This window comes from Apilactobacillus intestinapis, assembly GCF_049166695.1.
Taxonomy (GTDB): domain Bacteria; phylum Bacillota; class Bacilli; order Lactobacillales; family Lactobacillaceae; genus Apilactobacillus; species Apilactobacillus kunkeei_C.
In genome coordinates, this window is sequence record NZ_JBMHFD010000007.1 from 15029 (window position 1) to 30296 (window position 15268).

The window sequence follows — 15268 nt, forward strand, 5'->3', positions numbered from 1 at the left end:
TCAATATGTTTACAAATATATCAGATAAACGATGATTTAACAAGACTACCACCTCTTGAAAACACAAAAGAGGCCTAACAAAGTCAGGCCTCTTTTACAATTTAAAAATTATTTACTTAAATTGTCTTCTTGTTTTAAAGCATCTGGATCGATGACGATATCTTGGCTATCATCAGCGTTTTTTCTAACTTGGTTTCTCAAGTTGTCAGCTGCTTTGTGGAATTGGGTACTACCTTCATCGTAGTAGTATTGTGCTTTGTTAACTACATTGTCGTTAACCTTACCAGCAGCGTCTTTAATCTTTGACTTTGCATCTGAGGTCTTGTATTGTAGTTGTTCTTTTACGTCATCAACAGAATCTAAAGCGTAAAAAGCATAGTCTAATGCACGATCCTTTAAGTCGTTAGCAGTCTTTACAGTACTGTTAACAAATTCCTTTGTCTTTTCATCATCCATCTTACGGTATGCTAAATATGCAGCAGCGGCTGCACCGGTAGTTAATCCTAATAAAAATAGTCCTGTCTTTTTCATAAAAAACACTCCCTTTTATTTTTTAAACATTCTAAAGCCAGCACCTGCGGCTTTTTCCATAAATGATTTCTTGTTTCTGTTTTGGAACTTTTTGGCTAAGTTTTGAGTTGCGTTATTTAAATCGCTAACGCTTTGTCCAACATCTGCAGCAGCTTGATAAACTGGATCCAAGGTGTTGATTTTTTCATTAACATCCTTAACTAATGAATTTGAGCTAGCTAAAATATCTTCGGCCTGTTTTGATATTACATTAATATCTTGAGAAATAGAATTAATATTCTTATTTACCTCGTCAACAGTCTTAGATAACTTGATTAGTAGAACCGCAACACAAATTGCAATAATGAAAAATGCAACTGCAGCAATCAAACCAGCTAATCCTCCAATTGTCATGCAACCCCTCCTCATACGTTTATATGATTATAATAGCATTTACTATTTAATCTTACAATTAGTTTAATCTTAAGCCTTCCACCATTCATCAAACTTACTATATAGTTGTTTAATCGCATTTCCACGATGGCTTATCTCATTTTTTTCATGATCAGACATTTCTGCCATGGTCTTCTTCTTACTTGGTACATAAAATAATGGGTCGTATCCAAAACCATTATCACCTCTTGGGGCTTTTAAAATGGTTCCCTCTACAGTTCCATAAACAACGAATTTTTCACCATGTTGATTCAATAATACTAAGCAAGTTACAAATTTAGCGTCACGTTTGTCACTATTACCTAATTTTGCCAATAGCTTCTTATTATTTGCTTCGTCATCATGATCTCCAGCATATCTAGCTGAATGAATTCCGGGTTCATTATTTAATGCAGGCACTTCCAAACCAGAATCATCAGCTAAAACGGCTAAGTTAGTTCGCTCGAAAATGGCTTGTGCTTTAATGGTGGCATTTTCTTCAAATGACTCACCATTTTCAATAATTTTACCTAATTCTGGAAAATCTGCAAGTGTTTTAAAGTCGATATTTTTATCGCCAAACATTTCGCGAAATTCGCGGGCTTTATTTTGATTGTTAGTCGCAATTACAATTGTTTCCATAATCATAGCTCCTCTAGTTTTTTAATTGGTAGGTGTTTTGCGTGAACTTCGTAGTTAAGCCACTCGTTTGCAACCTGATTGAAATTGTCCGCATCCCCAGTAGTATAGAAGGAATACGTAGTATCACCCTTTTCATCATTTTCAAGATGATGTTGTTGTAAAATCGTCTTAATTTGTTTTACTGTTTCATATCCAGGATCAATTAGTGTAACGGAATCACCAACAGATTTTTGAATCATTTCGCGCATTATTGGGAAATGAGTACATCCAAGAATTAAAGTATCAACGTTATCTGTCTTGATAGTTGATAGATCATAATCGACCACTTTTTGTTTTTTTGCGTCTTTGTATTCTTGGTTTTCAACCATTGGGACAAATCTAGGACATCCCTGACTAAATACTTCGATATTATTATTAATCTTATTAATTGCTTTTTCGTAAGCACCACTCTTAACAGTTCCATTAGTGGCAATTAATCCAACACGATTGGTCTTTGTATTATTGACCGCTGCAATGCTTCCTGGGTTAACAACACCAATTACGGGGATAAGAAGATGCCCTCTCAAATAATCTAATGCGTATGAAGTTGCTGTATTACATGCAATCACCAGCATTTTAATATCTTCTTTTTCAATTAAGAAGTTTGCTATTTGTAATGAATATTGTTGAATTTCTTCTTTAGATTTTTCACCGTATGGTAAACGGGCTTCATCGCCCAAATATGCAATGTTTTCGTTTTGCAATTCTTTCATCGCCAGCTTAGCAACAGTTAAGCCACCAACTCCAGAATCCATAAAACCAATCGCTTTTTTGCTCAAAATAGTAACCCTCTTTTCAGTTCCACTACTTTTATATTACCATTTTTAGACCTTCCTGACATTTATTAAGGATAAACATTTTCTTTAATTTTACTTGGGATATATAAATTATGATAAATTTATAATATAATGTATTTGTATATAAGGAATTGAGGTTAACAAGTATGGATAATAATAATCTTTACAATAAAATAATTGATAATGATTCTACTCGTCCTCTATGGGGTCAAGAATTATTAAGAGACGTATTATTAAACGATTTATTGGGAAGTGATACCCACAGCATCATGTACTGGGCTGGTAAAAAAATTGCCAGAAAGTTCCCGTTAAAAGACGCTTTGGATACTGTCCTATTTTTCAAACAATCAGGTTTAGGCGACTTATCTGTTTCTTCTGAAAACAAGCACGAAATCAAATGGACATTGAGCGGAGATATCGTTGCTAAACGAATCGAAGCAGATCCAGATGCCGACTTCATGTTTGAATCTGGTTTCTTAGCTCAAATTGCTCAACAACAATTCGGAGTAATTTCTGAAGCTGAAATGAATCCTAAAGAAGAAAAAAATGGAACCGTCCTTATTAGAGTACATATGGATCCAAAGCATCCTGCTCCAGTAATTGAAGATTCCGTTAAAGAATTTGATTTAAAACAATAATAAAAAAGAACGCTTAGCGATATGCTAAACGTTCTTTTTTATTGTCTTATAGGTATTGGTTTAAGATCTTAGCAAGTTGTTCTTTGCTGTGGTAACCCACGATGCTATCTACAACTTCGCCATCCTTCTTTACTAATAAAGTAGGAATACTCATAATACCAAATTTTTGTGGTGTTTCTGGGTTTTGGTCAACATCCATCTTGTTGAATGTTACCTTGTCACCCATTTCTTCAGATAATTGGTCTACAACTGGTGATTGCATACGGCAAGGACCGCACCAAGTTGCCCAAAAATCAGTTAAAGTAACACCTTCGGCAGTATCTTTTTCAAATGTCTTATCTGTTGTTTCTGAAACCATATTAATAGCCTCCTTATTTTTCTTACTGAAAGTAAGTTTAGACTGTTTAGTAATTAAATGCAAAGAATAAGTCTTATACGATTTAATTTTCTACCTCAATTTTACCACTGTGGAACCGTCTCCTCCAGCATTTGCTGGTGAATAATTAAAGGAGTCAACTCGTCTATCACTGGAAAGCATATCTGTAACACCTTGTCTAAGTGCTCCGGTCCCCTTTCCGTGAATAATTGTGACGGAAGGATATCCCGCAAGCACGGCAGAATCCAAGTATTGATCAACTTCATGCATTGCTTCTTCATAGCGGTGACCACGTAAATCTAGTTTAGCAGACACACGTTTGGAAGAAGTTCTCTTAACCTTGGTATTAAATCTTTGTTCATCATTATCAACTTTGATTTTTTCAAGGTCACCTTCGGCAATTCTCATCTTAAGAATTCCTAATTGAACTTCCCATTCATTATCATCTAACTTCTTAACCAACACACCACGTTGTCCATATGACTTAACCATAACGTCGTCACCCTTATGGAAATCGTGTTTAGCTTTCGCCTTCTTTAATACACGATTATTAACCAGGTTAACGTCATGACGTAGTGAGTTCAATTGACCTTGAGCATCAATTAATTCATTTTCCTTGATGGTAACTTGGCCAACTTTACGTTGCTTTTCATGAAGATCCTTGATAATTGCGTCCGCCTTCTTCTTAGCAGCTTCAGCAATTTCATTTGCTTGTTGCTTAGCAGCAGTCACCAATCGATCCTTTTGGTTCTTGTACTTAGCGTATTCTTCACTTAAATCTTCATGTAACTTTGTAGCATCATCCAATTGAACCTTTAGTTCATCGGCTTCAACTCGAGCACGTTTAGTTTGTTCAGTTAATTCAACAATCATTGTGTTTAAATCTTGGCTGTCTTGGTCAACCAATGATCTAGCTTCTGTAATGATTGATTCATCCAAACCAAGTCTAGATGCAATATTCAAACCATTACTTTGACCAGGAACACCCATCATTAAATGATAAGTTGGTTGAAGGGTTTCACTATCGAATTCCATAGATGCGTTAATCGTTTGTGGACGGTTGTAAGCATATACCTTTAATTCGGGATAGTGGGTTGTAGCAACAACATCACAATCCTTTTCGGCAATCTTGTCGAGAATGGCGATGGCTAAAGCAGAACCTTCCTTAGGATCGGTTCCGGCACCCAATTCATCAAGGATTACCAAACTCTTCTTAGTAATTCCATTTAAAATATCAACGATATTATCCATATGTGATGAGAATGTACTTAAGTTTTGTTCGATTGATTGTTCGTCACCAATATCAGCGAAGACATTATCAAATACAGCAACGGATGAACCTTCGTTGGCTGTCACGAATAAGCCAGATTGAGCCATCAATTGAAGTAGTCCTAATGTCTTGATAGTGATGGTCTTACCACCGGTATTAGGACCGGTAATAATGATTGCCTTGTTATCTTTACCAATGTATAAATCATTAGCAACAACCTTATTCATATCAATTAAAGGATGTCTAGCTTGCTTTAAGTTAACATGATTTTCGTTTGATACAACTGGTCTGGTTGCTTTTAAATCTCTCGCGTATTTGGCCTTGGCATTAATCAAATCCAAGTGTCCTAATATCTTAGAGTTATTGATAATTTCACTTTGGTAAGGACGAATCAAATCAGATAATTCGATTAAGATACGTCTTTCTTCATGACGTTCTTCAATTTGTTTTTGACGAAGTTCTGTATTCAAACCAACTGTTGACGCTGGTTCAATATACAATGTTTGGCCAGAGGAACTGCGATCGTGCACAATTCCACCAAACTTATTTTTGTTTTCAGCTTTAACTGGTAACACCATTCTGTCTTCTCTAATTGTGACGATTGGTTCAGTTAAATCTTTACTGTGTTTTTGAGTGAATTGATTCATAATTGAACGCACTTCACCCTTAATAACATCCATTCGACGTCTGATTGCATTCAATTCCTTTGAGGCAGTATTCAATAATCTTCCATCGTCGTCAATTGAATCAGATAGTCGTTGTGAAATGTTTGGGACTGCCTGGATTTCATTGATTAGTTTATACAAACGATTCAATGATACTTCATCGTCTCTTAGGTTATTAAAAAATCTAACTAGATAGTTAGATGTCTTTAAAATCTTATTTATCTTTGATAATTCACTACCATTTAATGAGGCGTCGATCTTTAAACGCTTCATGTATGGAGTGACATCATCAAGCTTGGGAATAGAAATTTCTTTATCTAAACGTAAAATATGCGCCCCATCATCAGTTTCATCAAGCCACATATTAATAGTGTTAGGATTATCTACCGGTGATAGTGCAGCTAGTTCCTTTTTCCCGTTTCGAGTCGTTAAGTATTGCTCGATTGAGCTCTTAACTTTTTCATATTCTAATGTTGATAGAACTTTTTCATTCATTTATTTAATCACCTTATCTTAGCCATTTTTCATATAAATCGTGTGAAATAATTGGTGTTTTATGAACAATAAACTCAGCAACTGATGACTGATGATATTGTTTAGTTATTTGATTACTTGGTAGAACAGAAATCACATTTAAAATAAATAGAATTGATACGTAAGCAATTATCAATCCAATAACAGTTCCACCCAATGCATTAAGTTGGTGAATGACTGGGATATGTGTAATCTTATCTACGATTGAGATAATAATACGCACAAAAATCCCAGAAATTAAGAAAATAATGAAGAAGCTGATACTGTTACATAGGATTTGATCATTAATCAAACTACTGTTTGCAAAGATAGCTTGGCTCAAATCTCTAGCAAAGTATAGCGAAACAAATAGGCTAAACAAAAAACCAACAACACGTAATATTTCTTGTGCTAATCCACGGTGATATCCATCATATGCGCCATAGATAAGTAGTAGAAAGATAATAATATTAAAAAGCATTAGTTCATGTTTCCTTCTTCTTCGTTATTTTCGGTTAATTCATTTAATTTTTCTTGTAACTTAATTTGTTCTGAAAATGCGTTGAACGCCAATAAAATAGCAGCATCTTCGTCATTAATATCTGGTGACATTTCTTTTAATTGAACCAATTGACGATTCATTAATTCAGTCACTGTCTTCATGTGGTCTGCGGAACTCTTTCCTACAAATGTGTAGTTCTTTTTTCCAATACTAGCTTTAAAGCGTTGATTCGTGTCGTTCATTTTCGATAAACCTCCATTAACTTCATCACTATTTTAGCATGAAAAGGCAGACTATAACCAGTAAAGAACACAAAAAAAGACGCCGTTGCGGCATCTTTTTAGTTATTGTTTATTCTTCTTCATCGTCACCGTCATCGGTATCTAATAAAGTGTTTAGCACTGATTCAACCATTTCCCATTCTTCATCAGTTTCGATTAATTGTAAATCTCCACCTTGTGGGTCCATTGGATCATCGCCTTCTGGTAAGGCATATGCTTCAATGTTAACTTCTTCATCATCTGCTTTACCGGCTGGGTAAAGTAAGATGTATGATTTACCAAAATCATCAGATTCGAAAGTGAATAAAACATCGTATAGTTCTTCGTTTCCCTTTTCGTCAACTAATGAAATTTGTTGTTGTTCTTCTTCGTTGTTGTTGTCCATTGCTAACCCCTCTTTTCTTTATCTTGTTAGTTTACCTTTACCATCTAAATAGGTCTGTAAAATCAATTCAGAGGCAATTTTATCGATAACTTTTTTTCGTTTTTCTCTAGAAGTGTCCGCTTTTTCAATAAGCATTCTTTCGGCTTCAACCGTTGTTAATCGTTCATCAACAAAGTCTACTGGTAGGTTAAACTTTTCCTTTAACATTTCACCATATCGTTTTGAAGCTTCAACCCTAGGTCCTGAGGTATTATTCATGTTCTTAGGTAATCCTAGAACAAACCCCGTAATTTCATATTTTTCGACTAATTCGGCTACCCGATCTAATCCAAATTGTTCTTCGTCTTCATTAATTGGAATGATTTCAACACCTTGTGCTGTCCATCCCAATAAATCACTAACAGAAATCCCAACTGTCTTAGATCCGACATCCATCCCCATTAATCTCATATATTAATTTTCCTCACGATCATTATTCTTGTCCAAGTAAAAACGAACCAACTCTTCAATAATCTCGTCTCTTTCGTATCGACGAATTAAATTACGAGCATCATTAAATCGAGGAATATATGCAGGATCTCCTGAAATTAAATATCCGACAATTTGATTGTATGGATCGTATCCTTTTTCCTCCAATGCCTTAAACACGATTAATAGTGTATCATGAACATTCTTTGGAGTATTATTACTTAAATCAAAATACATTGTCTTATCTGAAGCACTCATTTATAACACCTCTAAATCTATGATGTAGGTTTATTATAATTCTACTTGGAACAAAATAAAACTTAAATATTAATTAATTTTAAAAGTTTTCTAACCAAGCCACTGCTGCTTCCATTGCCTTAGGTAATCCCTCAGGCTTTGAACCACCCGCTTGAGCCATGTTTGGACGGCCACCACCGCCACCATTAATTTCCTTAGAAATTGACTTAATGATGTCTCCGGCCTTCATGCCATCCTTAACCTTTTCATCACTAACAGCAACAATTAGGTTAGCCTTTTCACCACTTTGAGTTCCAAGAACTAATACGTCTGATAGGTTCTTGCTTCTCCAAGTATCAGCTAGTTGTCTTAATTGATCCATTCCTGAAACATTTAAGACACCAGTGATAATCTTGTTTCCGTTAACTTCTTTAACGTCATCGAAAACTGAGTTAGCTTGTTGGCTAGCAATCTTTGATTCTAACTTATCTTGTTTTTGTTGTAAGTCCTTGATTTGTTCTTGTAATTGAGCAACCTTGTTAGGAACTTCCTTAACTTGGATAGTCTTAACTTGATCAGCAACTTGTTTTAGAAGTGCTTCTTCATTGTTAAGGTAATCAAAAGCAGCCTTTGAAGTTACGGCTTCAATTCTTCTAACACCGGCACCAACACCTGATTCAGAAACAATCTTGAACAATCCAATTTGGCTAGTATTGCTTACGTGGTTACCACCACAGAATTCAACTGAGTAGTCACCGGCACTAACAACTCGAACCTTATCACCGTACTTACTATCGAATAAGGCGATGGCACCCATCTTCTTACCAGTTTCTTGGTCCGTTTCAACAGTTGTAACTGGTTCTGCTTTGAAGATTTCTTCGTTAACTAGGTCTTCAACCTTTTTTAGGTCTTCCTTAGTAACTGAACCGAAGTGAGTGAAGTCAAATCTTAAGTAGTTTGGTTCAACTAATGAACCAGCTTGTTGAGTATGGTCACCTAAAACGTTTCTCAATGATTGGTCCAATAAGTGGGTTGCAGTATGGTTGTGTTCAACCAATGCGTGGAACTTACGATCAACACTTAGTTTGTATTGATGGTCTTTTGAAAGACTAGTAATTACTTCAACAGTGTGTAGGTTTTGACCATTTGGTGCGTGTTGGACGTCAGTAACCTTTGCACATAAGTTACCATCTTCATCAACAATGGTACCTTGGTCAGCTACTTGCCCACCCATTTCAGCGTAGAAAGGAGTCTTATCAAAGATAACTTCAGCTTCACCGGCACCTACTTGATCAACTAGTTTTTCATCAACAATAATATCTAGTAATTTGGCGTCATCAACTTCTAGTTGTGAGTAACCAACGTATTCGCTTGGTGTCTTGATGTCGATTAACAGATCACGTTGAACACCCATTGACTTATCGTTTCCACGAGCATTTCTAGCACGTTCTTTTTGTTTTTGCATTTCTGCCTTAAATCCAGTTTCATCAACTGAGAATCCTGCATCTTCTAGGTATTCCTTAGTCATTTCTAATGGGAAACCGTAAGTATCGTATAGCTTAAATGCATCTTTTCCTTCGACAGTCTTTTGGTTAGTCTTCTTCAAGTTGTCCATTAATTCACCAAGAAGTTGCAAACCATCAGATAATGTTTCGTTAAAACGTTTTTCTTCAGAATGAATAACCTTTTCTAGGTAATCCTTTTGTTCCAATACTTCTGGGTAATATGACTTCATTATTTCACCAACAACTGGAACTAATTGGTATAAGAAGTCGTCCTTGATGCCTAAACGGTGACCTGACACAATCGCACGTCTGATTAAACGTCTGATAACGTATCCTCTACCAACGTTTGATGGAAGAGCACCGTCACCAATAGCGAAAGTAATTGCACGAGCGTGGTCAGCAATAATCTTAAAGTCGATATCGTCTTGAGCATTTTCACCATACTTCTTACCATCACTTAGTGATTGAGTCTTTTCAATGATTGGCATGAACAAGTCTGTTTCAAAGTTAGTTGGTGCGTCTTCGAAAATTGAAACAACACGTTCTAATCCCATCCCCGTATCAATGTTCTTTCTTGGAAGTGGTTCGTAAGTATCATCTGGTTTGTGGTTAAATTGTGAGAACACAATGTTCCAAACTTCAAGATATCTTTCGTTTTCCCCACCAGGGTAGTTTTCTGGATCATCCGGAGCTAAATTATCGTATTTTTCTCCACGGTCGTAGAAGATTTCAGTATCTGGACCTGAAGGACCCTGACCAATATCCCAGAAGTTGTCATCCATGTCGATTAAGTGGTCAGGTGCAACCCCTGCTTCTTGCCAGAATTTCTTAGCATCAGTATCTTCAGGATATACAGTCATGTATAGCTTTTCTTTGTCCCAACCAAACCATTCTGGTGAAGTTAGTAATTCAAAAGCCCATGTAATTGCTTCTTTCTTGAAGTAATCTCCAACTGAGAAGTTACCTAACATTTCGAATAATGTGTGGTGACGAGCTGTCTTACCAACATTTTCGATATCGTTAGTTCTAATACTCTTTTGTGAACTAGTTAAACGGTGGTTCTTTGGAACAACACTACCGTCAAAGTATTTCTTCATTGTGGCAACACCAGAGTTAATCCATAGAAGTGATGGATCATCCTTAGGTACTAATGAAGCACTTGGTTCAATTGTGTGACCATGTTGTTTGAAAAATTCCAAATACATAGCACGAATTTGACTACTATCTAATTTTTTCATAGAAATTCCCTCCAATAAGCACAAAAACACCGTTGCTAGTAAAGACGCTATATGCGCGGTACCACTTTACTTGCAACGATGTTTTTCGTATACCTCTTTAAGTCTCAATAACGCTGAGAAAGCGATTTAATTATTACTCGAGATAGCACTTGATAAACCCAATCATCTTTTTCACCAACCAAGATGTCTCTTAAAATGAAATTATACAAGCATGTTCTCTAATTTATATCTAAATTATATGGTTTATTAAAACCGGTGTCAAACGTTATCTATAACGTTGTGAACTGTTCTTCTTGGACTTTCTCTTACGACGTCCTTCTTCTCTTTGTTGGATACGACGATTCATTTCATCGTTTCGCTTAAGCTCTTGTTTAATCTTGTTCTTGTAACCAGGCTTAACGTTTCTCTTCTTCTTTTTAATCATACCAATCATGGTTGGTTCTAGCTTGTCATGACCACGACGGTGTGACTTTCTACGGTTACGATCATAAGTGTCTTCAACACGGCCACCACGAATAACCTTTGGCTTAAATGAAATGCCCATCTTTTCTAATGCATCAATTTCATCTTCTTCATCAGGTGCATAAAGTGTAACCGCAGTTCCAGGCATGTTATTTCTACCTGTTCTTCCAACACGGTGAATGAAGTATTCCAAGTCTTCTGGAATATCATCGTTAATAACATCAGAAACACCTTCAATATCAATTCCACGAGCAGCTAAATCAGTAGCTACAACGTATTGGAATTCAAGATTTTGAATTTGTTTCATAGTTCTCTTACGTTCACGTGGTGTTAAATCACCAGAAACAATTCCCACCTTTAATCCTTGGTTACGTAAGAATTCGTAAATTTCTTCGACACGTTTTCTAGTGTTAGCAAAGATTAATACAAGGTAAGGTTCACCCATGGTGATTAACTTGTAGATTAAGTCGTTCTTGTTTTGACCCTTAGTTGAAATTAACCAGTTATCAATTGTTGGACTGATAACAGTTCTGTTTGGAATGTTTTCAACGTATGGATTTTCTAGATACTTCTTCAAGAATGGTTTTAATTTTTGTGGAATGGTTGCTGAGAACACCATCATTTGAACATCCTTACCAAAGCTAGCAGCGATGTTGTCGATATCGTTTAAGAAACCAAGGTCTAGTGTCATATCGGCTTCATCAATTACTAGTTGAGTAGCTGTATGAACTTGTAGATGTTGACCCTTGATCAAATCAGAAATACGGCCTGGAGTTCCAATAACGATTTGTGGTTGTTCATTCTTTAGCTTTTCAATTTGTCTAACCTTATCAGTACCACCAACGTAGTTAGCGATATGAATGGTCTTGTCTGAATGCTTAGCTAGTTGCTTAGCATTGTTGTAAATTTGGTAAGCTAATTCACGACTTGGTGTGGTGATAACAGCTTGGACTTCCAAAGTGTCAACGTCTAAGTTATCAAAAATTGGTAACAAGAACGCATGAGTCTTACCACTACCAGTGGCTGATTGACCAACAACACTTCTACCCTTACGGATTTCAGGAATAATCTTTTCCTGAATAGCAGTTGGTTCTCTAAAGTTTAATTCATCTAAAGCATCCATGATGAATGGCTTTAAATTGTATTGCTTAAATGTACTTGGCATTTATTATTCTCCTTTGTAACTAGCGACTAATTCGTCTAATTTACTAATTACCGACTTGATTTCATCTTCGTCTTTAGCAGCGGCACCACTTGCCAAATCATGACCGCCACCGCCAAATTCTTTGGCTAATTCATTAATAGCTGGTCCTTTGGATCTCAAGCTAATCTTGTATGTGCCATCTTCTTTTTGAATAAAGATAGCCCAAGCGGTTACTTGATTGATATTGCCAGGAAGTGGCACAACGGCTGAAGTTCTTTCATTGCCTAAATTGAATGGTTCCAAAACTTCATCGCTTAATACGATATAAGCGGCTCCACTATCGGTAATGCTTAGATTTTCATATACATATGCGGATAGTCTAGCCATTGGTAAGTCAATTGATGATTCAATTGTGTTAACTTCACTAATTGAGAAGTCTAACTTAGCCAATTCTGATGCTACCCTAAATGTGTTTGATGAAGTAGATGGATATTTGAAACGACCAGTGTCACCAATAATACCAGCGTATAATAAGCGACCAGCATTTGCGTTAATCTTTAACTTCTTTGAGGATTCAAACAAATCATAGATTAATTCAGATGTACTTGATGCTTCTGGTTCTACCCACATAATGTCCCCAAATTTGTCATCATTTGGATGATGGTCAATCTTAATCATCATCTTTCCATGGGTATATCTATCATCATCAACTCGAGGTTGGTTAGCGGTATCAACAACAATAACCAATGCATTCTTGTATACATCGTCATCAATTTCGTCGGTTGTTCCTAACCAATCAAAACTTTGATATTGCTTTCCAACACAATAAACCTTCTTTTTTGGAAAAGATGCCTTGATGATGTTTGCTAAACCCATTTGAGAACCATATGCATCTGGATCTGGTCGTTGGTGTCTATGGATAATAATTGTATCAAAATCGCAAATGGCTTTGATAATCTTACTTTGCGTTGATAATTTGAAAAAATTAAACATTTTACTCATAATCGCTCCTAATATCCTTCTATAAATTCATAACATAATTATATCATATGGTCATTTATGTTGTTTAGGCCTTAACAGACAAAAGAGACAACCTTCAGCACTGCTGAAAACTGTCTCTTTCAACTTATTATTTTTCTTCTTTAGCTTCTTTGGCTGAGTCATCTGACTTAGCGTCAGCAACACGATCAGTTACCTTTGCGATTGCGTTTAGGTCAAATACTAAGTAAATGCCGTCACAGTCTAAAGTAACAGTCTTTTCTTCTTCGTTGATATCGTCAACGATACCGTGTAAGCGACCGATAGTTGTTACGTGGTCACCCTTTTGAAGTTGTTTTAATGTTTCTGCGTGTTTTTGTTGTTGTTTCTTTTGTGGTCTAATAACCAAGAAATACATAATCGCAAATAATACGATTAAAATAATAAATCCACTGTAGTTACCCATTATAGTTCACCGTACCTCTCATAATTTAATATATATCTTATCAAAATTATCATTAATAGTCCAGTCCCTAATTATCTCTATTAATTGGATAATTAAGGTGATGATAACCATTATCGGTTACCACTCTACCCCTGGCAGTTCTTTTAATGTAACCAATTTGAAGAAGATATGGTTCATACATTTCTTCAATTGTATTCACTTCTTCTCCAATATTAGCAGCAAGTGTCGATACACCAACCGGTCCACCATTGTAAAACTCAATCATGGTCTTTAACAACTTAATATCAGTTGCATCCAATCCTTCGTTATCAACACCCAACATTTTAAGTGAAGTATCAACGATATCGACATCAACGTTTCCATCGTTAGATACTTGAGCAAAGTCACGAACTCGTTTTAATAAACGGTTCGCAATTCTAGGTGTTCCTCTTGAACGTCTAGCAATTTCATGTGCACCTTGATCGTAAATCTTAGTATGGAAAATGTCAGCTGAACGTAAAACTATATCTTGTAAATCTTCGGTATTGTAGTACTTCATGTGTTCAACGATTCCGAAACGATCTCTAAATGGTGCTGATAGCAATCCGGCTCTGGTAGTTGCACCAATCAAAGTAAATGGTGGCAATGGTAAATGAACAGGATGCGCTGTTGGACCTTGACCCACAACGATATCAACACTGAAGTCTTCCATTGCTGAATAAAGCATTTCTTCGACTGTCTTTGGAAGACGATGAATTTCATCGATAAATAAAATATCACCAGGTTGTAATTCGTTTAGCAGTGCTGCTAAATCACCAGTCTTTTCAATTGCTGGACCACTGGTTGTTTTGATGTTTGCTTCCATTTCGTTTGCAATCACCATCGCTAAGGTAGTCTTACCTAACCCTGGAGGTCCGTACAACAGAACGTGGTCTAAAGTTTCTTCACGTTGTTTGGCAGCCTTAATGTACACTGACAACTCTTTCTTTAAGTCGTCTTGACCAATGTACTCTGATAAGTATTGTGGACGGAGTGATTTTTCAAATGTTTCTTCAGTTCTACCTTCACTATCGCCTGAGATAATGCGGTTGTCATCCATTTAATACTCCTCCTTAAAATTTAGTTACAGCACTTAATCCTTGTCTTAAGTAATCTTCAGTAGTTGTAACTTCAATATCTTCTAAGGCCTTTCTAGCCTTCTTAATGTCACGTGCTGAATATCCCAATTCACTTAGTGCTTCTAATGCATCTTCAAGTGCTTGGTTGTCTGATTTATCATCTGATACAGGTTGATTTTCAGCAGTAAAGTCATCGAATAATGATGGTGCAATGTCATCTAGCTTGCCCTTCAAATCAAGAATGATTTGCTTAGCAGTCTTTTGACCCACACCTGGGAACTTAGTTAAGTAATTAACGTTTTCTGTATTAATTGCGCTTAGTAATGATTGTGGATCGTTTCCAGCAATAATTGCTAATGCACTCTTAGGACCAATTCCTGAAACGTTTAGCAATTTTTCAAAAATTGATTTTAATTCTCGGCTGGAGAATCCATAGAGTAGTTGTGATGAATCAGTCACGGCTTGGTGAATGAATACCTTCACTTCTTCATTACTATCTACTTGGTATACATATGGATTAGATGTGTATACCAAGTATCCAACTCCGTTTACATCAACTACGATATATCCGGGTTGGACATCTTCGATGGTTCCTTTTAAATATTCAAACATAGTCTATCCTC

18 protein-coding genes are annotated in these 15268 nt (G+C 36.1%); 1 reads left to right on the forward strand and 17 read right to left on the reverse strand.

Annotated features, from left to right (window positions below):
* Positions 1–108: 108 nt before the first annotated feature.
* The 4 genes from ACOMA7_RS05305 to racE form a co-directional block, all read right to left on the reverse strand.
* Positions 109–531, reverse strand: a complete 423-nt coding sequence (locus ACOMA7_RS05305; RefSeq protein WP_034532178.1) for a YtxH domain-containing protein — start codon at positions 529–531, stop codon at positions 109–111.
* Positions 532–546: 15 nt separating this feature from the next.
* A complete protein-coding gene (locus ACOMA7_RS05310; protein WP_421392446.1) occupies positions 547–924 on the reverse strand; it encodes a DUF948 domain-containing protein in 378 nt (125 codons plus the stop codon).
* A gap of 69 nt (positions 925–993) precedes the next feature.
* Entirely contained in the window at positions 994–1584 is a 591-nt protein-coding gene (locus ACOMA7_RS05315; protein ID WP_054608067.1) for an XTP/dITP diphosphatase, read from the reverse strand.
* A gap of 2 nt (positions 1585–1586) precedes the next feature.
* Positions 1587–2402 (reverse strand): glutamate racemase, encoded by an 816-nt coding sequence (gene racE / locus ACOMA7_RS05320; RefSeq protein ID WP_054608066.1) that lies wholly within the window; start codon positions 2400–2402, stop codon positions 1587–1589.
* Between the two features lie 164 nt (positions 2403–2566).
* Here racE and ACOMA7_RS05325 point away from each other — a divergent pair, with 164 nt between their 5' ends.
* Positions 2567–3058: a YslB family protein gene (locus ACOMA7_RS05325; RefSeq protein ID WP_054608065.1), complete on the forward strand. Its 492-nt coding sequence runs from the start codon at positions 2567–2569 to the stop codon at positions 3056–3058.
* Positions 3059–3104: 46 nt separating this feature from the next.
* Here the strand turns inward: ACOMA7_RS05325 and trxA are convergent, their stop codons facing one another.
* From trxA to ruvA, 13 genes are all read right to left on the reverse strand, one after another.
* Positions 3105–3422, reverse strand: a complete 318-nt coding sequence (trxA, locus tag ACOMA7_RS05330) for a thioredoxin (RefSeq protein WP_272946541.1) — start codon at positions 3420–3422, stop codon at positions 3105–3107.
* A gap of 84 nt (positions 3423–3506) precedes the next feature.
* On the reverse strand, positions 3507–5864 hold the full coding sequence (locus ACOMA7_RS05335; RefSeq protein WP_421392449.1) for an endonuclease MutS2: 2358 nt from the start codon (positions 5862–5864) through the stop codon (positions 3507–3509).
* Between the two features lie 13 nt (positions 5865–5877).
* A complete protein-coding gene (locus ACOMA7_RS05340; protein ID WP_034534301.1) occupies positions 5878–6363 on the reverse strand; it encodes a CvpA family protein in 486 nt (161 codons plus the stop codon).
* On the reverse strand, positions 6363–6626 hold the full coding sequence (gene zapA, locus ACOMA7_RS05345; RefSeq protein ID WP_034532166.1) for a cell division protein ZapA: 264 nt from the start codon (positions 6624–6626) through the stop codon (positions 6363–6365). The genes ACOMA7_RS05340 and zapA overlap by 1 nt, the downstream gene beginning before the upstream one ends.
* Positions 6627–6735: 109 nt before the next feature.
* Entirely contained in the window at positions 6736–7050 is a 315-nt protein-coding gene (locus tag ACOMA7_RS05350) for a DUF1292 domain-containing protein (protein WP_034532164.1), read from the reverse strand.
* An 18-nt stretch (positions 7051–7068) separates the two neighbouring features.
* The gene (ruvX, locus tag ACOMA7_RS05355; RefSeq protein WP_034532162.1) at positions 7069–7500 is read right to left on the reverse strand and encodes a Holliday junction resolvase RuvX; all 432 of its coding nucleotides are present in this window, start codon (positions 7498–7500) and stop codon (positions 7069–7071) included.
* A 3-nt stretch (positions 7501–7503) separates the two neighbouring features.
* A complete protein-coding gene (locus ACOMA7_RS05360) occupies positions 7504–7776 on the reverse strand; it encodes an IreB family regulatory phosphoprotein (protein ID WP_034532160.1) in 273 nt (90 codons plus the stop codon).
* A 79-nt stretch (positions 7777–7855) separates the two neighbouring features.
* Positions 7856–10498 (reverse strand): alanine--tRNA ligase, encoded by a 2643-nt coding sequence (gene alaS, locus ACOMA7_RS05365; protein ID WP_414827408.1) that lies wholly within the window; start codon positions 10496–10498, stop codon positions 7856–7858.
* Between the two features lie 265 nt (positions 10499–10763).
* A complete protein-coding gene (locus tag ACOMA7_RS05370; protein ID WP_053791660.1) occupies positions 10764–12125 on the reverse strand; it encodes a DEAD/DEAH box helicase in 1362 nt (453 codons plus the stop codon).
* Between the two features lie 3 nt (positions 12126–12128).
* Positions 12129–13097: a DHH family phosphoesterase gene (locus ACOMA7_RS05375; RefSeq protein WP_301945563.1), complete on the reverse strand. Its 969-nt coding sequence runs from the start codon at positions 13095–13097 to the stop codon at positions 12129–12131.
* 136 nt (positions 13098–13233) lie between these two features.
* The gene (yajC, locus tag ACOMA7_RS05380) at positions 13234–13548 is read right to left on the reverse strand and encodes a preprotein translocase subunit YajC (RefSeq protein WP_080695532.1); all 315 of its coding nucleotides are present in this window, start codon (positions 13546–13548) and stop codon (positions 13234–13236) included.
* A gap of 67 nt (positions 13549–13615) precedes the next feature.
* Positions 13616–14626 (reverse strand): Holliday junction branch migration DNA helicase RuvB, encoded by a 1011-nt coding sequence (gene ruvB / locus ACOMA7_RS05385; RefSeq protein WP_053791659.1) that lies wholly within the window; start codon positions 14624–14626, stop codon positions 13616–13618.
* Between the two features lie 13 nt (positions 14627–14639).
* Positions 14640–15257 carry a Holliday junction branch migration protein RuvA gene (ruvA, locus tag ACOMA7_RS05390; RefSeq protein WP_421392455.1) on the reverse strand — a complete coding sequence of 206 codons (618 nt, stop codon included), beginning with the start codon at positions 15255–15257 and terminating at the stop codon, positions 14640–14642.
* Positions 15258–15268: the final 11 nt, after the last annotated feature.